The 19,753-nt window shown below is 70.6% G+C and carries 17 protein-coding genes and 1 pseudogene; 13 read left to right on the plus strand and 5 right to left on the minus strand.

What is annotated here, in order from left to right; genetic code table 11:
- Positions 1-9: 9 nt before the first annotated feature.
- From mdoH to ASG72_RS09615, 7 genes are all read left to right on the plus strand, one after another.
- Positions 10-1,821, plus strand: a complete 1,812-nt coding sequence (gene mdoH / locus ASG72_RS09585; protein ID WP_056711492.1) for a glucans biosynthesis glucosyltransferase MdoH — start codon at positions 10-12, stop codon at positions 1,819-1,821.
- Positions 1,822-2,583 carry an FkbM family methyltransferase gene (locus ASG72_RS09590; protein WP_244488759.1) on the plus strand — a complete coding sequence of 254 codons (762 nt, stop codon included), beginning with the start codon at positions 1,822-1,824 and terminating at the stop codon, positions 2,581-2,583.
- 58 nt (positions 2,584-2,641) lie between these two features.
- On the plus strand, positions 2,642-3,610 hold the full coding sequence (locus tag ASG72_RS09595) for a hypothetical protein (RefSeq protein ID WP_056711494.1): 969 nt from the start codon (positions 2,642-2,644) through the stop codon (positions 3,608-3,610).
- Positions 3,611-3,745: 135 nt separating this feature from the next.
- Positions 3,746-4,534 (plus strand): 2-oxo-tetronate isomerase, encoded by a 789-nt coding sequence (gene otnI / locus ASG72_RS09600; protein ID WP_056711496.1) that lies wholly within the window; start codon positions 3,746-3,748, stop codon positions 4,532-4,534.
- On the plus strand, positions 4,531-5,529 hold the full coding sequence (locus tag ASG72_RS09605; protein WP_056711498.1) for a glucokinase: 999 nt from the start codon (positions 4,531-4,533) through the stop codon (positions 5,527-5,529). Before otnI ends, ASG72_RS09605 begins: the two co-directional genes overlap by 4 nt.
- Positions 5,530-5,609: 80 nt before the next feature.
- Positions 5,610-7,421, plus strand: coding sequence for an ATP-binding cassette domain-containing protein (locus ASG72_RS09610; RefSeq protein WP_056711500.1), 1,812 nt, complete (start codon positions 5,610-5,612; stop codon positions 7,419-7,421).
- Positions 7,422-7,569: 148 nt separating this feature from the next.
- Positions 7,570-8,316 carry an SDR family oxidoreductase gene (locus ASG72_RS09615; protein ID WP_056711502.1) on the plus strand — a complete coding sequence of 249 codons (747 nt, stop codon included), beginning with the start codon at positions 7,570-7,572 and terminating at the stop codon, positions 8,314-8,316.
- Positions 8,317-8,325: 9 nt separating this feature from the next.
- Here the strand turns inward: ASG72_RS09615 and ASG72_RS09620 are convergent, their stop codons facing one another.
- Positions 8,326-9,219 (minus strand): metallophosphoesterase, encoded by an 894-nt coding sequence (locus ASG72_RS09620; RefSeq protein WP_056711504.1) that lies wholly within the window; start codon positions 9,217-9,219, stop codon positions 8,326-8,328.
- Positions 9,220-9,569: 350 nt separating this feature from the next.
- On the opposite strand from ASG72_RS09620, the gene ASG72_RS09625 reads away from it, so the two are divergent.
- The gene (locus ASG72_RS09625; protein WP_056711506.1) at positions 9,570-10,058 is read left to right on the plus strand and encodes an NUDIX domain-containing protein; all 489 of its coding nucleotides are present in this window, start codon (positions 9,570-9,572) and stop codon (positions 10,056-10,058) included.
- Between the two features lie 168 nt (positions 10,059-10,226).
- Entirely contained in the window at positions 10,227-10,736 is a 510-nt protein-coding gene (locus ASG72_RS09630; RefSeq protein ID WP_056711509.1) for an N-acetyltransferase, read from the plus strand.
- A gap of 12 nt (positions 10,737-10,748) precedes the next feature.
- Here the strand turns inward: ASG72_RS09630 and ASG72_RS09635 are convergent, their stop codons facing one another.
- From ASG72_RS09635 to ASG72_RS09650, 4 genes are all read right to left on the minus strand, one after another.
- Complete coding sequence (locus ASG72_RS09635) at positions 10,749-12,845, minus strand: hypothetical protein (RefSeq protein ID WP_056711511.1); 2,097 nt, start codon at positions 12,843-12,845, stop codon at positions 10,749-10,751.
- A 154-nt stretch (positions 12,846-12,999) separates the two neighbouring features.
- Positions 13,000-15,831, minus strand: a complete 2,832-nt coding sequence (locus ASG72_RS09640; RefSeq protein WP_056711512.1) for a DUF4159 domain-containing protein — start codon at positions 15,829-15,831, stop codon at positions 13,000-13,002.
- 46 nt (positions 15,832-15,877) lie between these two features.
- Positions 15,878-16,792, minus strand: coding sequence for a DUF58 domain-containing protein (locus ASG72_RS09645; RefSeq protein ID WP_056711514.1), 915 nt, complete (start codon positions 16,790-16,792; stop codon positions 15,878-15,880).
- 13 nt (positions 16,793-16,805) lie between these two features.
- Positions 16,806-17,828, minus strand: coding sequence for a MoxR family ATPase (locus tag ASG72_RS09650; protein WP_056711516.1), 1,023 nt, complete (start codon positions 17,826-17,828; stop codon positions 16,806-16,808).
- Positions 17,829-18,027: 199 nt separating this feature from the next.
- On the opposite strand from ASG72_RS09650, the gene ASG72_RS09655 reads away from it, so the two are divergent.
- The 4 genes and pseudogenes from ASG72_RS09655 to ASG72_RS21405 all read left to right on the plus strand — a co-directional run.
- Entirely contained in the window at positions 18,028-18,609 is a 582-nt protein-coding gene (locus tag ASG72_RS09655) for a DUF1285 domain-containing protein (RefSeq protein ID WP_082540286.1), read from the plus strand.
- Entirely contained in the window at positions 18,610-19,254 is a 645-nt protein-coding gene (locus ASG72_RS09660; protein ID WP_056711519.1) for a CoA pyrophosphatase, read from the plus strand.
- Positions 19,255-19,323: 69 nt separating this feature from the next.
- A complete protein-coding gene (locus tag ASG72_RS09665) occupies positions 19,324-19,581 on the plus strand; it encodes a DUF6111 family protein (RefSeq protein ID WP_056711521.1) in 258 nt (85 codons plus the stop codon).
- Positions 19,578-19,753, plus strand: a pseudogene (locus ASG72_RS21405) (CCA tRNA nucleotidyltransferase); the annotation flags it as partial. The gene ASG72_RS09665 and the pseudogene ASG72_RS21405, both read left to right, overlap by 4 nt.

Raw genomic sequence — 19,753 nt, forward strand, 5'->3', positions numbered from 1 at the left:
GAAGCCGCCATGAACCAGCGCCCCGCTCCGACCACGTTCCAGCCGGGCGCGCAAGGGCTCGCGGCCACGCAGACGACGCCGGCCGGGCTGCAGGGGCTGGCGGTGCTGCGGTTCCGCCGCCTGCTGGTGCTCGGCCTCAACCTCGCGACGCTCGCCTTGCTGCTGCTCGGCCTGGCCGAGGTGCTCGGCGCGGGCGGCTGGAGTGTCGCCGATTACGCGATCTTTGTCGCCTTCCTGTTCGGCGCGCCCTGGACGGTGCTGGGCTTCTGGAACGCGGTGATCGGGCTCTGGCTGCTGCATGGCGTGCGCGACGGGCTGGCGCGCGTCGCGCCTTTCGCCGAGGCCGGAGAGCTGGCGACGCCGATCAGCATCCGCACCGCCATTCTGATGACGCTGCGCAACGAGGATCCGGAGCGGGCGTTCCGCCGGCTGCGCGTCGTCCGCGACAGTGTCGATGCGACGGGGGAGGGGGCGGCCTTCGATTATTTCGTGCTGTCCGACACCAATGACGCGGCGGTCGGCGCGGTCGAGGAGCGGCTCGCGGCGGAATGGGCGCGCGATCTCGGCGAGGCCGGCCGGCTGCTCTATCGCCGCCGCAGCGACAATGCCGGGTTCAAGGCTGGCAATGTCCGCGATTTCTGCGAGCGCTGGGGCGCGGATTACGAGGTCATGCTGCCGCTCGACGCCGACAGCGTGATGTCGGGCGAGGCGATCGTGACGTTGACCAGGATGATGCAGGCCCATCCAAGGCTCGGTATCCTGCAGAGCCTGGTGGTGGGCATGCCGAGCCGCTCGGCCTTCGCCCGGATCTTCCAGTTCGGCATGCGCCACGGGATGCGGCCCTACACCATGGGCTCGGCCTGGTGGATCGGCGATTGCGGGCCGTTCTGGGGTCACAACGCCATGGTCCGGATCGCGCCCTTCCGCGACGAATGCCATCTGCCGGTGCTGCCGGGCGGGCCGCCGCTCGGCGGGGCGGTGATGAGCCACGACCAGGTCGAGGCCACCCTGATGCGGCGCGCCGGCTACGAGGTGCGCGTGCTGCCGACCGAGATGGGGAGCTGGGAGGAAAACCCGCCGACCATGCTCGACTTCGCCAAGCGCGACCTGCGCTGGTGCCTCGGCAATCTGCAATATCTGAAGCTGCTCGACCTGCCCGGCCTGAAGCCGATGAGCCGCTTCCAGCTGGTCTGGGCGATCCTGATGTTCCTCGGCCTGCCGGCCTGGACGCTGATGATCGCGCTGCTGCCGGTGAAGGTGATCGAGGATGCCGGCATCCCCGCCTATCCCGCGACGCTCGCCGCCGGTCTCTACGTGCTGTTCTTCGCGATGTATCTCTCGCCGAAACTGGCGGGCTTCGCTGACATCCTGCTGACGCGCGGCGGTACGTCCCGCTATGGCGGCACGGGCCGCTTCATCCTGTCCTCGCTGATCGAGATCGTCTTCGCCTTCCTGCAGGGCGCGGTCTCCACCTTCCGCACGACGCTGTTCATGATCGGCCTCGCCTTCGGCCGGGCCCGGATCGGCTGGAACGGCCAGGCCCGCGACGCGCATGCGCTCTCCTTCGCCACGGCCTTCGCCGGGCTCTGGCCGCATCTGCTGTTCGGGCTCTACATCTTCGCGACGCTGTCGGTGCTGTCGCCGACGGTGCTGATCTGGTCCCTGCCCTTGACAGCGGGCTATGTGCTGGGGATCCCCTTCGCGATGATCACCGCGCTGCCGGCGCTCGGGCACTGGTTCGCCAAGGCCGGGCTGTGCGGCATCCCCGAGGATTTCGACCCGCCGGCCGAACTCCGCGCCATCCGCAACGAGGCTGACTGAATGATGCCCGGCATCGCCTATCCCAGGGGCACGGCCAAGGCGCTCGCGCGGTCGCTGCGGGTCTATCACGGCGATGCCGAGCGCAACCGCGCCATGGATGCGCTCTATGCGCAATTCCTGGCGCCGGGCGACCTGGCCTTCGACATCGGCGCGCATGTCGGCGACCGGATCTCCTCCTTCCGCAGGCTCGGCGCCCGCGTCGTCGCGCTGGAGCCGCAACCCGGGCCGGCGCGCGCCATCAGGCTGATCCATGGCCGTGATCCGCTGGTCACGCTGGTCCAGGCCGCCTGCGGCGACCGCGAGGGCGTGATCGAGCTGAAGATCAACAGCGCGAACCCCACCGTCTCCACCGCCTCCGACGCCTTCGTCGGCGCGGCCGCGGGGGCCGATGGCTGGCAGGACCAGGTCTGGGACCGCAGCCTCGGCGTGCCATGCACGACGCTGGACGCGCTGATCGCCGCGCATGGCGTACCGGCCCTGGCCAAGATCGACGTCGAGGGCTTCGAGGCCCATGTGCTGGCCGGGCTGACGCGGCCGATCCCGGTCATCTCCTTCGAATTCACCACCATTCAGCGCGACGTGGCCGAGGCCTGCCTCGCGCTGCTCGAGACGCTCGGACCCTATCGCTTCAACGTGGCGCTGGGCGAGAGCCAGCGGCTCGAACTGAGCGAGGGCGCCAGCGCCGAGGCGATGGGCCAGTTCCTGCGGGAGCTTCCGCACGCCGCCAATTCCGGCGATGTGTATGCGGTGCTCGGCGCCTGATGCTTCTTCACGGCGCCAGCGCGCGCTCGACACTGCCCGCCACCATCGGAAGACGTCCATGCAAGCCAAGCTCGTAACCCTGTTCCTGTCCCTGCTGCTCGCGTCTAGCCTGCCGGTACGGGCCGCAAGCGACGTGGCGGTGGAGGTGAAGAACGAATCCGAGCCGGTGCTCTGCGCCGAGAAGGACAACGTCACCATCAAGGCGCTCTCGCCCGAGGTGCGGCGCTTCCAGATCGAGGCCGCGCATCCGGCCTATATCGCCGGGCTGGTCAAGGATAATTGGGAGGCGGACTGGACCGCCTGCGACATGACCGGCGACCCGGTGTTCAAGGCGCCGGTGCCGCCGCGCCGCGTCACCTTCTATGAGAGCATCGAGTACTGGCTGGTCGGCTATACCTTCCCGACCTTCTGGCGGCCGGCCGACACGGTCTTCAAGGTCGGGGATCGTGTCGAGAAGGGGCTGCATCTCGTCCAGCTCTGGAAGCTCGGCAAGGACAAATCCTATGAGGTGTTGGTGGTCTATCCGCAGGATGGTTACTGGCGCGCCAGGCCGATGCCACCCGGGCATCTCGGCTTCTCCTCCTATGGCTCCTCCTTCCTGTTCGGGCCGATCGAGCAGGATGGCGCGCGCCCGGTCGTGAACATCCGCGAAATCGAGTTCGATCCGGCGACGCTGTCCTTCAAGATGGCGTTCAAGGATGGCAGCAACGGCACGCTGAAGCTCGACAGCGTCGACGAGAACCGGATGGTTCTCGACGCGCTGCTCGACAAGCCGGTGACCGGCGGCAAGGCCTTCGTGGCGCTGCGCTCGATGTATGTCACGGAGTTCAACAACGACGTGGCGCGGATCGCGGTGCGGGAGCCCGGCGCCAAGGGCTGGCGCGAGGAGCCGCTGATGCCCTTCGCCGGCGCCAAGGCGACCGATGTCTGGATGGGCCGCACCACCCATTCGCGGCACAACACCTCCTCGCCCGACATGGTCTTCCGCAATTTCTCCAAGGATCCGAACCCTCCGGCGAAGAAGTAGGCGAGCCTGCCGCGCGGGGAACGCATCCGCCGCGGTCGCGTTGAGATGCGACGGGGGCGGCAGCCGAAAACCGGTTCGCAGGTTCAGGCATCATGCTTTAGCGTATGGCGCTCCCGCTCCAGACCTGAGGCCGACATGCCGCGCTTTGCCGCCAATCTCTCGATGATGTTCACCGAATGGGACTTTCTCGACCGCTTCAAGGCGGCCGCGGATGCGGGTTTCGAGGCGGTCGAGTTCCTCTTCCCCTATGAGCACGCTTCCGAAAAGGTCGGGCTGGCGCTGGCCGGCGCCGAGGTCGAGCAGGCGCTCTTCAACCTGCCGCCGGGCGATTGGGAGAAGGGCGAGCGCGGCATGGCCGCGATCCCGGGGCGCGAGCGCGAATTCCGCGAGGGGATCGAGACGGCGCTGGCCTATGTCCATGAAACCGGGGCGAAGCGGCTGCACATGATGGCGGGCCATGCCGATCCGCAGGACAAGGCGGCGCAGGCCGCCTATCGCGCCTCGCTCGCCCATGCCGCCGACCGTCTCGGCGAGTTCGGCATCGACCTGCTGATCGAGCCGATCAACGGCAAGGACATGCCGGGCTATTTCCTCTGCGATTTCGACCAGGCCGCCGCCTATGTCCGCGAAGCCGGCCGGCCGAACGTGAAGCTGCAATTCGACATGTATCATTGCGAACTGATCCATGGCGACGTGCCGGGGCGGCTCGAGGAGCTCTTCCCGCTGATCGGCCATGTCCAGATCGCGCGCGCCGCCGGGCGGCACGAGCCGGACGCGTCGGGGCCCGATTACCCGCTGCTGTTCGATCGCCTCGACGCGCTGGGCTATGCCGGCTTCGTCGGCTGCGAATACAGGCCCGAGGCCGGCACGCTCGAAGGGCTCGGCTGGTTCTCGCCCTATAAGAAGCGAGCGGCGGAGGCATGAGCGTCTTCCCGCATCCGGTTCTGGTCGCCGATATCGGCGGCACGAATTGCCGGTTGTCGCTGGTCGAGGCGCCCGGTGCGCCGCACCAGCCGCTGGCGCGGATCGGCACCGGCACCCATGCCACGCCGGAGGCGGCGTTCGAGGCGGTTCTGGAGACGCTGACGATGCGGCCGCGCAGTGCCATCCTGGCGGTCGCCGGGCCGCTCGAGGGGCGGCGCTCGCAGCTGACCAATGCCAGCTGGATCTTCCAGGGCGAGGACATCGCCCGGGCGCTGACGCTGGATCAGGGGCTGCTGGTCAATGATTTCGAGGCGCTGGCCGCCTCGCTCCCGGTCCTGCAACCGTCGAGCATCGAGACGCTGGTCGCCGGTGCGGCGGAGCCGGATGGGCTCAAGCTGGTGCTGGGTCCGGGCACCGGCTTCGGCGCGGCGGCTTTCCTGCCGAAGGGTGGGCGCGGCGTGCTGGTGCCGACCGAGGCCGGCCATATCGGGCTCGGCCCCGAGGATGCGACCGAGGAGAAGCTCTGGCCGGCGCTGTCCGCCGGGCTGCCGCGCGTCACGGTCGAGAGCCTGCTGAGCGGCGACGGGCTGGTGCGGCTGCACCGCGCCGTCGCCAGCGCCAGCGGCGCGGCGGAGCCTGATGTCAGCGCCGCCGACGTCACCACCCTGGCCCGCGACGGAGACCCCTCCGCGCTGATGGCCGTGGTCTGTTTCTGGCGGCTTCTGGCGCGGGTGGCGGGCGATCTGGCGCTCGCCTTCAAGGCGACCGGCGGCGTCTATATCGCCGGCGGCATCGTGCCGCGGCTGCTGCCTCTGGCCGATCTCGGCACGGTGGAGCGGGTCTTCCGGGCCAAGCCGCCAATGGAGGATCTGACCGCGCGCTTCGCCCTGCACGTGATCACGGCGGCCGACGCAGCGGAGCAGGGGCTCGCCGCGATCGCGGCCGATCCGGCCCGCTTCGGGCTCGACGATCCCGCTCGCCTCTGGGTGGGATGAGGACGGCGCCGGAGGCGAGGGCGCGCGTGACAGAGCCGCCCTGCCGGTCTATCCCCGGCGCCTGACCGATTGGATAGTTCATGGCCCCTCTGCTTCACCTGCGCGACGTGGCGCTCACCTTCGGCGGACAGCCTCTGTTGGAGGCGGCCGAGATCGCGGTCTCGCCCGGCGAACGCGTCTGCCTGGTCGGGCGCAACGGATCGGGCAAATCGACGCTGCTGAAGATCGCCGCAGGGTTGGTCGAGCCCGACAGCGCCGAGCGTTTCGTCCAGCCCGGCGCGACCATCCGCTACCTCCCGCAGGAACCGGATTTCACTGGCTACAAGAGCTCGCTCGCCTATGTCGAGGCCGGGCTCGGGCCCGGCGACGACGCCTATCGCGCGCAATATCTGATCAGCGAGCTCGGGCTGACCGGCGAGGAAGATCCCGCCACCATGTCGGGCGGCGAATCCCGCCGTGCGGCGCTGGCGCGGGTGCTGGCGCCGGAGCCCGACATCCTGCTGCTCGACGAGCCGACCAACCATCTCGACCTGCCGGTGATCGAATGGCTGGAGCAGGAGCTGAAATCGCTGCGTTCGGCGATGGTGCTGATCAGCCATGACCGGCGCTTCCTGACCTCGCTGTCGCGGGCGACGATCTGGCTCGATCGCGGGCTGACGCGGCGGATGGATCGCGGTTTCGGCGAGTTCGAGGCCTGGCGCGACGAGGTGCTGGCGCAGGAGGAGCTCGACCGCCACAAGCTCGACCGCAAGATCGCCCGCGAGGAGGATTGGCTGCGCTATGGCGTCAGCGCCCGGCGCACCCGCAACCAGCGCCGCCTCGGCGAATTGCACGCGCTGCGCGACCAGCGTCGCACGGCGCGCAGCGCGCAGGGCAATGTGAGGCTGGAGGCCAGCGAGGCGCAGACCTCCGGCAAGCTGGTGATCGAGGCGATCGACGTCGCCAAATCCTTCGGCGACACCGTCGTCGTCAAGGATCTGTCGCTGCGGGTCGGTCGCGGCGACCGCATCGGCATCGTCGGCCCCAACGGGGCCGGCAAGACGACGCTGATCAACCTGCTGACCGGCGCGCTCAAGCCGGATTCGGGCAAGGTCAAGCTCGGCGTCTCGCTGGAGATGGTGACGCTCGACCAGCGCCGCGAAAGCCTGGACCCGGCGACGCCGCTGGGCGACGCGCTGACCGGCGGCGGCTCGGACCATGTCAGCGTCGGCGGCCAGCCCCGCCATGTCATCGCCTATATGAAGGACTTCCTGTTCCAGCCGATCCAGCGCGGCACGCCTGTCGGGGCGCTGTCGGGGGGCGAGCGCGGCCGGCTGATGCTGGCGCGAGCGCTGGCCAAGCCGTCCAATCTGCTGGTGCTGGACGAGCCGACCAATGATCTCGACCTCGAGACGCTCGACCTGCTGCAGGAATTGCTGGCGGACTATCAGGGCACGGTGCTGCTCGTCAGCCATGATCGCGACTTCATCGACCGCGTCGTCTCGGCCACGCTGATCTCGGATGGCGACGGGGTCTGGACGGAATTCGCCGGCGGCTACACCGATATGCTGGCCCAGCGCGGCCGCGGCGTCGGGGCGAGGCAGCGGGCCCCCGCAACCAAGCCAGCGGCGACCGAGAAGCCGGTCGCGGCGGCGGCGACGGTAGCGCCTTCCGCCAAGCGCCGGCTGTCCTTCAACGAGAAACACGCGCTGGAGACGCTGCCGAAGCGCCTTGAGGTGCTGCAGGCCGAGGCGGCGAAGCTCAATGCGGCCCTGGCCGGGGATCTCTACACCCGCGATCCGAAGCTCTTCGCCAAGGTCACGGCCCGGCTGGAGGAGGTGGCGCGCGAGATCGCCGATGCCGAGAGCCGCTGGCTGGAGCTCGAAATGCTGCGCGAGGAATTGGGGGCCTGACCGGCCCCCGCCAAGGCGGTTCCGTCGCCTAGCGGGCCTGGCGCGGCCGGGCCATACGATTTCCGTATCCGTCCGATCGCGAAAACGCATTTGTGGCGCCTCGCCATTGCCCGCCATGATCGCCGCAGGCACAGAACGAGGAGACATCATGCGACTTGCGGGCAAGACGGCGCTGATCACCGGCGCGGCACAGGGCTTCGGCTATGGCATCGCCGAGACCTTCCTGCGCGAGGGGGCGAAGGTCGCGCTGCTCGACCTCAATGCCGAGAAGGCGGAGGAGGCGGCCCATACGCTCGGCGGCGGCGCTTTCGCGGTCGGCTGCGACGTGGCGATCGCCGCCAGCGTCGATGCGGCGGTCGAACAGGTGCTGGGCCGGCTCGGCCGGCTCGATATCGTCGTCAACAATGCCGGCACCACCCATCGCAACAAGCCGATGGTCGAGGTCACGGAAGAGGAGTTCGACAGGGTCTTCGCCGTCAACGTCAAGTCGATCTATCTGATGGCGAAGGCGGTGGTGCCGCATTTCAAGGCGCAGGGCGGCGGCGTCATCCTCAATATCGGCTCGACCGCCGGGCTGCGGCCGCGCCCGGGCCTGACCTGGTACAATGGATCGAAGGGCGCGGCGAACCTGCTCTCGCAATCCATGGCGGTCGAGCTGGCGCCGGACCGGATCCGCGTCAACGCGATCGCGCCCGTCGCCGGCGAAACGCCGCTGCTCGCGACCTTCATGGGTGAGGATACGCCGGAGAAGCGCGCGCAGTTCAAGAGCGTCATTCCGTGGGGGCGGTTCTCCACCCCGCAGGACATCGCCAATGCGGCGCTGTTCCTGTGCAGCGACGAGGCGGAGATGGTGACCGGCACGGTGCTGGCCGTGGATGGCGGGCGCTGCGTCTGAGCGCCCGCGTCACACCGGCTTGGCGTGCAGCGCGATCTCCTGGCGCAGCCGGACGCTGCCATCGGGCTCGAAACAGCGCTGCTCGAAGCTGATCTGGGGGCGCTCGGCGTCGCCCTCGATCTTGAACAGGTGCCAGCTCGCCTTCTCGCCGCGGCCGAGCGGGCCGATGGAGCAGGAGGGAACGCCGACGATCGGCACGTCGCGGCCAAGGCCGCGGCGCCAGGCCAACGAGAAGGTGTGGTTGTGGCCGTGGATGACGAGGTCGGCGCCCTGTCTTGCCAGCATCGCCTCGAAGGCCTCGGCATCCACCAGCTCGCGGGACCGCCGGGCCCCGCCGACATAGGGCGGGTGGTGGATCAGCACCACGCGGATCAGCGCGTCGCGCCTGGCCCGCGCGAGCAAAATCTCCGCCTGGGCGATCTGCTCGCGGCCGAGCCGGCCCGTCGCCATCATCGGCAGGGTCGGGACGCCGCTGTTGAGCCCGATCAGCGCCACCGGGCCACGGCGGCGCAGCCAGGGATAGCCCCGCATGCCGTCATCCCCGGTGGCCCAGGGCGCCATGTCGGCGGCCAGATGCTTCAGCGAGGAGCGGGCATAGGCGTCATGATTGCCCGGCACGAAGCTGACGCTCTCATGCGAGCCCAGCGTGTCCAGGAAGGTGATCGCCGTCTTGAACTCGTTGGGCAGGCCGATATGCGAGACGTCGCCGGTGCAGGCGTAATGATCCGGCGCCTGCGCCTGCATGTCGGCGACGATCAGCGCCAGGATCTGCATGTCATGGGCATGGCGACGCTTGCGCCGCCAATTGACATAGCCGGTAGCGCGCTTGCCCAGGAGCTGGTGCAGCGAGAACCGCGCCAGCGGGCCGAGATGCGGGTCCGAGAGATGCGCGAGCTTGAACACGGCTGAGCGTTGGCCCCTGAGCCTGTCGGCGTCAAGCGCGCAAACCGCGCAGGCGTGCCCTCAGCCCCGCAGGGCGCAGGCGCTCAGTTGGCCGAGCCGGCCAGCTCCGAGACGATGCGCGGATCGGTCAGCGTCACGGCCGGCTTCCAGACATAAGCGGGCTTTGACGAGACGAGGGAGATGATGAAAGAGAGCAGCATGACGAATGGCCCAAGCGTTGAAGCGATCTTCTCTGCCCGATTTGCGGCGCGTTTGTGACGGGACGCGTCTCCATCGGGGCCTCTGTCATGCGTCATATGCATAGACAATAAACCGGGCGTTAAACTCTGCGCGGGACGGGCGGCGCGATGATGAGAGAGTCGACGGAGTCTTTACGGGGTCTGCGACACCGCCTGCTGCGGCGGGCGCTGCATCTCTATTTCCGGCTGTCGCGGGGGATGACGCTGGGGGTTCGCGCCGCGGTGCTGGACGATCGCGCGCAGGTCTTCCTGATCCGCCACACCTATACCGCCGGCTGGCATCTGCCGGGCGGCGGCGTCGAGACGGGCGAGACCGTGCTGGAGGCCCTCGCCAAGGAGCTGCGCGAGGAGGGCAATCTGGAACTGGCGGGGCCGGCACGGCTGCATGGCGTGTTCTTCAACCGGCACATGTCGCGCCGCGACCATGTCGCGGTGTTCGAGGTCCGGCACTTCACGGTGCTGGGGGCGAAACAGCCGGATCGCGAGATCGCCGAGGCCGGCTTCTTCCCGCTTGCGGCGCTCCCCGATGGCACCACGCCGGGCACGCGGCGGCGGCTCGCGGAGATCCTCGGGCGGCAGGCGCCGTCGCAGGATTGGTGATGCCGCGGCGCCATGGACGCCCGTGCCCGGCTCTGCTAAGTCGCTGGCATGACTGACGGGCTCATCGACTCCCTGCTGCTGCGACGACCGACGCGCTGACCGCGCCTCAACGGCATCTCCGCGTCGAGCGGCGATGCCTTCACGTTCCCGCCCTGCAGGTCGCCCGTCATGACATCCTTGCCCCTGACCATTCGCCATGAACTGCCCGTCGACGCCGCCGCCATCGAGCGCCTGCACGAGCGGGCCTTCGGCCCCGGCCGCTTCGCCCGCACCGCCTTCCGCCTGCGCGAGGGCGTGCCGGCCGATGCGGAGCTGAGCTTCGCGTCGCATGTCGGCACCTTCCTGGTCGGCTCCGTCCGCGTCACCCGCGTCAGGGCCGGGGCGCATCCGGCGCTGATGCTCGGGCCGCTGACCGTCGACCCCGCCTTCGAGGGGCGCGGCATCGGCGCGGCGCTGATGAACCGCTCGATCGAGGCCGCGCGGGCCGCCGGGCATGATCTGGTGATGCTGGTCGGGGACGCGCCCTATTATGCGCGCTTCGGCTTCGAGCCGATCCGCCCCGGGCAGCTCAGCCTGCCGGGCCCGGCGGATCCCGGGCGCTTCCTGGCGCTCGAACTGGTCGAGGGCGTGCTCGCCCAGCGCAGCGGCGCGGTGACCGCGCTCCGCCCGGGCGCCTGAGCCGAACCCGGCTCAGGCCGTATCGGTGTTGCGGCGCAGCCTGCGGCCGCTTTCGCCGAGCCAGCCGGCCACGACGGCGCCGAAGAGCAGCACCAGCCCCAGCAGCCCCAGGAACAGCGGCGAGACCGAAACGCCGCGGACGATGCCGGAATCGCTGATGCGCAGGCCGATCCAGTCGGCGCCGGCGAATTGCGAGCCGGAGCGCACCGGGACGATGCGCGGGACCGAGACGCCCGAGCCGGTCTCCTGGCCGATGCGGCGGCTGGACCCGCCCGTAGCTTCGGCGAGGGCCTGGAGCTGGCCGGGATTGCTGACCACCTCCACCAGCTCGCGCGGATTCTCCGGGCCGACGCTGGCGAAAGCGGTGAGATTATCCGCCGAGACGCGGTGGAGGCCGAATTCGCTGGAGGGGATGCGGGCGGTGAACAGCCCGGGCCGGCCGGGCTCGAGCGGGACCGAACGCGACTGGCCGTCCGGCCCGGTGATCGTGACGGGGGAGGGCGTCTCGCCCAGCGTCTGGCGCTCGACCTCGATGATCCCGCCGCGGGCCGAGGCACGCAGCGCCTCCTCCTCGAGATCGGGCTCCTTCATCAGCCAATGGCCGAGCCGGCGCAGCAGATCGAGATGCGGCCCGCCATCGCGGAAGCCGCGGGCCCAGAGCCAGGCGTGGTCGGAGAGGAAGAGGGCGACGCGGCCCTTCTGCTCGCGCGCGAGCATCAGCAGCGGCCGGTCGCCCGGGCCGGTCATGACGGAGGATCCGGTGCGGGCGCGGGCGCCGACCATGCGCAGCCATTCGCCCCAGCGCGGCGGCTCCACCTCCGAGCCCGGCAGGTCGCGGGTGACGGGATGGCGCTTGCCGGGGTCGCTGACCCGCGCGCGATAGGCCTCGTCCACCACCGAGCCGTCGGGCAGCGCCGGCAGGATCTGGTTCAGCGGCGTCCGCGCCAGGGATTGGGCGCCGGCATATTCCGGTCCCGCGGCGATCAATAGTGCGCCGCCTTCGCGGACATAGCGGACGATGTTCTCGAAATAAAGCAGCGGCAGGATCGACTGGTTGGCGTAGCGATCGAAGATGATCAGGTCGAATTCCTTGATCTTGACCTGGAACAGCTCGCGCGTCGGGAAGGCGATCAGCGAGAGCTCGTTGATCGGCGTGCCGTCCTGCTTCTCCGGGGGGCGCAGGATGGTGAAATGCACGAGGTCGACATTGGCGTCGGCCTTGAGGAGATTGCGCCAGGTGCGCTCGCCGGGATGCGGCTCGCCCGAGACCAGGAGCACGCGCAGCTTGTCGCGCACGCCCTCGATGGTGATCACGGCGCGGTTGTTGGCGAGGGTCAGTTCGTTGTCGAGCGCCGCCGCCTCGATCTCGATGACATTGGGGCCGCCGCGATCGATGCGCACCGGCACTTGCACGATCTGCCCCGCGGTGACCTCGCGCCGCGCGATGATCTCGCCGTCGCGGCGGATGACCAGGCCGGAGCGGCCGGGGCCGTTCTTCTCCAGCACCCGCAGCCGGATTGTCTGGTCCTTGCCGACGATGCCGAAGCGGGGCGAATCGACCAGCACGATGCGCCGGTCGATCTCGCCGTTGCGGCCGGTCGTCAGCACATGCAGCGGCGCCTTCAGCCCCAGCGCATCGGCCTGGGCCGGCGCATCATGGGCCAGGCCGTCGCTGATCACGATGGCGCCGGCGACCCGCTCGCTCGGCACGTCGGCCAGGCTCGCGGCCAGCGCCTCGAACAGGCGCGTGCCGTCGCCCGAGCCCTGGGAGTCGCGGACTTCGACGATCCGCGATTCGACATTGCCGACGCCCCGCAGCTGCCGCTCGACCTCGGCCTGGGCGGCCTGGGTCTGCACGCTACGATCGGCGAGGCGGTTCGAGCCGGAGCGATCGACGACCACGGAGACGACGTCCTTCACCGGCTCGCGCTCCTCGAAGACGAGGGAGGGGTCGGCCAGGGCGATCGTCAGGACGATCAGCGCCAGAGCGCGCAGGATGGCGCTGCGCCCGGCCAGCACCAGCGCGACGCCGGCCGCCAACGCGGCGATCAGGCTCAGCCCGATCAGCAGCGGCAGCGGCACCAGCGGGGCGAGCGAAAGGCTCCACATCAGCGATCGATCCTGTCTGGGGCCGTATAGCCCTCACGGCCGGCCCGGCCGCAGCCCGGCATGGCGGAACCGGCGGGGTTGCGGCATCCTCGCGGGCGCAGCCTGCAGCGGGCGCCGCGATGAGGCCCGGGCCGAGGGGCGGCGAGATCCGCGATCATTGCCCCAGCCTCTCGAGCAGAGCCGGGACATGCACCTGGTCGGCCTTGTAGTTGCCGGTCAGCGCATACATCACGAGGTTGACGCCGCCGCGCAGCGCCATTTCGCGCTGGCGCGGATCGGAGCCGGAAAGCGGCAGCAGCGCCTCGCCGCGCCGCCCCACCGCCCAGGCCGCGGCCAGATCGTTGGAGGTGATCACGATGGGCGAGACATTGTCGCCGGCGCGCGCCGGGCGGCGGCCGTCCTCGCCGGCGGGCGGCAGGATTTCGACCCAGGTCGTGCCGGTGTCGTAGCGGCCGACGAAGCTGTCGAGGATGTAGAAGGTCTTGGTCAGGACATGGTCGCGCGGCAGCGGCTCGAGCTCCGGAATGTCGAGCGTCTGCAGCATGCGGCGCAGATGGTCGCCTTCCGGCGTGGCGCTGCCGCCGGGCCGCGCGCTCATCGCGTCGCGCGTGTCGAAGATCACGAGGCCGCCGCCCTTCATATAGGCTTCGAGCTTGCGCAGGGTCTCCGGCGCCGGGATCGGCCGTCCGGCGACGATGGGCCAGTAGAGCACCGGGAAGAAGGCCAGCTCGTCGCGCTCGGCATTGACGCCGACGGCCTCGCCCGGCTCCAGCGCGGTGCGGGCTCCGAGGACGGTGTTGAGCCCGGCGAGCCCGGCCTTGGAGATGTCGTCGACCGCCCTGTCGCCGGTGACGACATAGGCCAGGCGCGTCACCGCGCCGGCGGCGAAGAGCTCGCGCGGGATCGGCGGGCGCTGGTCTGCCTGCGCAGCCGGAGGCGGCTGGGTCGGCGCCGGCTGCGCGCGGGCCGGCTCGGGCGCGCCGGTGGCGAGGCCGAGCGCCAGCAGGAGGGCGGCGGGTGCGGCGCGCCTGGCGCCGCGGCGCAGCGAGAGCCGCCCGGCCAGCCACAGCGTCGCCAGCGTGTCGGCGACGAGAAGCAGCAGCGCCAGGACCAGCAGCTGCGGCCTTATGTCGACGGCGACCGGCTTGTCGACCGGCAGGATCGGCGCGCCCAGCCCGGCGAGGTCGATCGGGCGCAGCATGTCGGTCGGGTTCAGGGCGTTGACCGCCAGCGACCCATCGGCCGGCCCGTAGATGCCGGGGGGATGGGCGAGGGTGGCGCGTCCGCCGAAGCTGCGTGCCACGGGCTGCGCCGTCGCCGGCGGGCTGCGGAAGGCACCCTGGCCATCGAGCACACGGGTCGGCGAGAGTGTCTCCACGCGGGCATCCTCCCCTTGCGCCTCCGCCGGGCCGGTGCCGGAGAGGTTGACGATTCGGCGCAGCATCTCGACGAACAATCCCGATAGCGGAAGGTTCGACCAGGTCGTGTCGGCGGTGACGTGCATCATCGCGATCAGCCCGTCGCCGCGGCGCTCGCCGGTGACGACGGGCGTCCCGTCCTCCAGCGCCGCCCAGGTCTTGCGGGCGAGGTCGGCCTCGGGCTCGGCCAGGATCTGGCGGGTGACGCGGACGTCGTCGGTGATCGGCGTGCCGTAGAACGGGCTCTCGCGCGTGAAGGGGGCGAGCTTGCGCGGGGTCTCCCAGGACAGGCCGCCGCCCAGCGTGCGGCCGCCGCGGCGCAGGCGCACGGGGGTGAGATCGTCGGAGGCCGCGGCGAGACGCGCGCCGGCGAAGCGCAGCAGCACGCCGCCACGCTCGATGAAGCCGGTGATCTTGGCGGCGGTGTCCCTGTCGAGCGCGCCGATATCGGCCAGGACGAGCACGGACAGGTTCTGGGCCAGCAATTCGCCGACAGGGTCGGTCGAGCCGGGGCGGGGCTCGCGGATCTCGGCGAAGGGCTGCAGCGCCCGGGAGACGTAATAGGTCGGCGAGAGCAGCGGCTGGGCGCTGTCCGTCGTCGTGCCGGAAACGATGCCGACGCGGCGCCGCTTGGCGCGGTCGTCGAGCAGGGCGACGGCGGCCGCGCTGCGCTCGCCGACGATGTCGAGCCGCGAGACCGCGTTGCGGACCTCGATCGGCAAGGTGAGCCGCGCCGCGGCATCCAGATTCGAGCCCTCGAAGACGAAGGGCGCCTCGCCGAGCGGAAGCCCCTTGAGGTCGAGCGCGCGGACCACCCCCGTCGCCGGGCCGGCCGGCGTCGGGCGCAGCACCTTGACCGTCAGTGCCCCCGCGAGGTTCTCGGGCGCGGTGAGGGCGAGCTGGTCGACCGGGCCGGCATGGATCGAGAGCCGGCCATCCTGACCCTCCTGCCGCAGCCTCGCGAGGAAGGGGCTCTCATCGGTCAGGGCCAGCCCATCGGCGATCCAGACCAGTTCCGCATTGGGCGCGCCGCGCAGGAAGGCGTCGATGCGCGGCAGATGGGCGGCGCGATCGGGAGCGTGAGGCTGCAGGGCGAAGGCGCGCAGCCGGTCGAGCGCGGAGCGCGGCTCCGCCAGCAGGATCTCGGCCGGGGCCTCCGCCAGGCCGAGCAGCGCCACGGGGCGCCCTTCGCGCGCGGCGGCGGCCACCCGCGATTCGGCGACGGCCAGCCGCTCCGGCCAGTCGGTGGCGGCGCCGAAGCCGTTGTCGATCAGCAGCAGCATCGGGCCGCGCAACGGGCCGGCCTCGCGCGCCGGATTCCAGACCGGGCCCGCGACCGCCAGGATCACCAGCGCGGCGATGAGCATGCGCAGCGCCAGCAGCCACCAGGGGGTATGGGCCGGCATCTCCCGCTTGGCGATCAGATCCGCCATGATCTTGAGCGGCGGGAAATCGATGCGCCGCGGCCGCGGCGGAGTGACCCGCAGGATCAGCCATAGCGCCGGCAGCAGAGCGAGCGCCGCCAAGGCGAGCGGTGCGGAGAAGGCGAAGGGGAGGGCGCTCAGCATGGCGGGCGGCCTTCCCCGGCGCGGTCGGTCGATCGGGTCGCGACCCTCATCGTCCCGTCCCCCGGGCGGCGGCGATCAGGCTGGCGACGCGCAGCACGCCCTCGCTCGCCGGGCGGTCGGTGCGGTGCAGGGTCAGGGTCCAGCCGGCCTTGCGGCAGGCCTCGCGCAGGGCCTCGCGATGCGCTTCCAGCCTCTGGCGATACGCCTCGCCCCAGGAGCCGGCATCGCCGACGCGCAGCGACAGCCCGTCCTCCAGGTCGAAGAGTTCGGCCTGGCCGGTGAAGGGGAAGGTCTCCTCGATCGGGTCGGCGATCAGCAGCAGATGGCCGCGCGCGCCGCTGCTCGCCATGGTGGCGATGCGCTCGGCGAGCGTGGCCGCGGGCGAGAGCCCGTCGGTGATCAGGATGGCGTCGGCGAGGCGCGGCAGCGGCGCCTGCGGCGGCATGTCGGTGTCCTGCCCCTTCGCATCGGCCAGGATCGCCTGCGCCAGCGTCTCGACGATGCGGCGCGAGGCGAGGGCGCGGGTCAGCCCGAGATGGCCGACACGCTCGCCGCCCTCGACCAGCGTCTCGGCCAAGGCGAAGCCCGCCACCAGGGCGCGATCGACCTTCGAGGCCAGAGCGAGGGAGGAGGCGAAGCCCATCGAGGCGGACCTGTCGATCCAGAGCCAGATGGCGTGGGACGCTTCCCATTCGCGTTCGCGGACGAAGAGATGGCCGTCGCGGGCCGAGCGCCGCCAATCGATGCGCGAGGCGGATTCCCCGGTGACGAGCGGGCGGTACTGCCAGAAGGTCTCGCCGGGACCGGCACGGCGGCGGCCATGGATGCCGTGCACGCTGGCCGAGACCCGGCGCGCTTCCAGGATCAGCCGCGGCAGGCGCGCCGCGAGATCCAGCGAGGCTGTGATGACCGGCCTGACCGGCTGCCGTTCCGTGGCGGGCAGAACGCGCGTGCGCAGCATCAGCGTGCGGCCCTCATCCCATGCGCTCCACGAGCTTGCCGATGATGCCCTCCACCGTCTCGCCATCGGCGCGGGCGGCGAAGGTCAGCGCGATGCGGTGCTTGAGCACCGGGACTGCAAGCGCCGCGACGTCGTCGATCGAGGGCGCCAGCCGGCCCTCGACCAGCGCGCGGGCGCGGGCGGCGAGCGTCAGCGACTGGCTGGCGCGCGGCCCCGGGCCCCAGGAGAGCTTGTCGGTGATCGCGGCATCGCCATCGCCCGGGCGGGCGGAGCGGACGAGATCGAGAATGGCATCGACCACCGCCTCGCCCACCGGCAGGCGGCGGACCAGGCGCTGCGTCGACATCAGGGTCTCGGCGCTCATCGCCTGGATCGGCTTGTGGTCGCTGGCGCCCGTCGTCTCCAGCAGGATGCGGCGCTCGGCCTCGCGATCGGGATAGCCGACATCGATCTCGAGCAGGAAGCGGTCGAGCTGCGCCTCGGGCAGGGGGTAGGTTCCCTCCTGCTCGATCGGGTTCTGCGTCGCCAGCACATGGAAGGGGGCCGGCAAATCGTAGCGCTCCCCGCCCACCGTGACATGGTGCTCCTGCATCGCCTGCAGCAGCGCCGACTGGGTGCGCGGGGAGGCGCGGTTGATCTCGTCGGCCATCAGCAGCTGGGCGAAGACCGGGCCCTTGATGAAGCGGAAATGGCGCTTGCCGTCGGCGCTCTCGTCAAGCACCTCGGAGCCCAGGATGTCGGAGGGCATCAGGTCGGGCGTGAACTGGACGCGGCGCGCGGAGAGGCCGAGAACCGTGCCCATCGCGTCGACGAGCTTGGTCTTGGCGAGGCCGGGCACGCCGACCAGCAGGCCGTGGCCGCCGGCGAGCAGCGTGATCAGCGAGAGGTCGACCACCTTCTGCTGGCCGAAGATGACCTGGCCGATTTCGCGGCGGGCCGCGCCGATGGCGCCGAGCGCCGCTTCGGCCGCTTCGACGATGCCGGTGTCGAGGTCGATCGGCTCGCTCTTGCCTTCAGCCCGGATCTGCGCCGCCATATCGGTCTCCTCACGCTGGCCGTTGCGCCCCCTCCGCGAACGGGGCCGGCCTTTCGCCGTTGAGTGTGGACGGGTGGTCCAGCCGGCTCAAGGGCTTGCTGCATCTGGTACACAGAACTCGGCTTCACGATTATGTAGAGTTCAAGGCGGAGAACGCGATGCAACCAATATGCCGCATCTGGCGGAAGGCGGGCGGGCGATGAGCGAAACGGCATCGGCGATGGATCGCCTGCTCGCCTCGCTCGGGCCCGGCAGAGGGCGCGGCGCGCCGCCGCTCGAGCGCTGGGACCCGCCCTTCTGCGGCGACCTCGACATGCGGATCGCCGCCGACGGGACCTGGTTTTACCTGGGAACGCCGATCGGGCGGCCGGCTCTGGTGAAGCTTTTCGCTTCGGTGCTGTGGCGCGAGGGGGATCGCTATTTCCTCAAGACGCCGGTCGAGAAGGTCGGGATCAGCGTCGAGGACGCGCCGTTCCAGGCCGTCGAAATGGCGGTGACGGGAGAGGGCGAGGGCCGCGCGATCGCGCTGCGCACCGGGGTTGACGATCTCGTGAGCGTCGGCCCCGAGCACGGGCTGCGCTTCGACGTCGAGGCGGGCGGCGGTCTCAAACCCTATGTCCATGTCCGGCGCGGGCTCTGGGCCCGGCTGACGCGGGCGCTGAGCCATGACCTGCTGGCGCTGGGCGAGATCCGCCCGGTCGAGGGCCGCGCGATGTTCGGCGTCGCGGCGGCGGGATCCTTTTATCCCGCGATTCCGGCGAGCGAGATCGAAGGCCTGTAGATGCGCGCGCTGAGCCTGACTTCGGAGGAGTTCGCGCTGCTCGCGGCCCAGCGCCTGCGGCCGGAGCCGCCCTTGGTCGGGGATCTGATCGGCCGGCCGCGCGGGGACCACGAGCTGCAGCCCGAGCCGATGAGCGCGCCGGACGAGGCCGCCGCCGTTCCCGCCGCCGTGCTGATCCCGGTGGTGCAGCGGGCGGAGGGGCCGACGGTGATCCTGACCCAGCGGACGGCCGCGCTCCGCAGCCATTCGTCGCAGGTCGCCTTCCCCGGCGGCCGCGTCGACGCGGTCGACGGTTCGCCCGTGGTGACGGCTCTGCGCGAGACCGAGGAGGAGATCGGCCTGTCGCGCCAGCATGTGCGGACGCTCGGATTCCTCGACGCCTACCTCACCGGCACGGGTTATCGCATCGTTCCGGTGGTGGCGCTGGTCGAGCCGGATTTCTCGCTGACGCTCAACCCGCTGGAGGTCGATGCGGCCTTCGAGGCGCCGCTCTCCTTCCTGCTCGACCCCGCCAATCACCGCCGCGAGGGCCGGGAATGGAAGGGGATGTATCGGACTTACTATGCGATGCCCTTCGGCGAGCGCTATATCTGGGGCGCAACCGCCGGCATGATCCGCAATCTCTATGAGCGGCTCGCCGGCTGACGCGCCTTCGGCGCCGCGGAGCCGCTCGCCCCGCTGTACGGAGCCGCCAACAGAGAGACGCTGACGCCCATGCTGCGCACGCTGATCGAGGAGTTTCTGCTCTTCGTCCTGCCCTTCTGCATCTTCGCCGGCTATCTCGTGATCAGGCGGCGCAACCCTCTCGATGTCGAGCATTGGAGCCCGCATCTCTTCCTGCTCTCGGTGGTCGGCATGGTCATGGCCATCGGCTTCTTCATCGTCGCCGGCTGGGTCTCGCCGCGCCATCAAGGTGCCTATGAGCCGCCGCATATGGAGAATGGCGTGCTGGTTCCCGGCCGGTTCAAATGATCGAGGCAGGGCGCGCGCGGATCGCCGAGTTCCTGGCGCGGCCGACGATCGCGCATCTCCTCGCGGCGCTGAACCGGGACGGGGTGGAGACGCGGATCATCGGCGGCGCCGTCCGCAACCTGCTGCTGGACGAGCCGGTCGGCGATGTCGATCTCGCGACCACCGGCCTGCC

Origin of the sequence: Allobosea sp. Leaf344, assembly GCF_001426225.1 — a bacterium.
Lineage (GTDB): Bacteria > Pseudomonadota > Alphaproteobacteria > Rhizobiales > Beijerinckiaceae > Allobosea.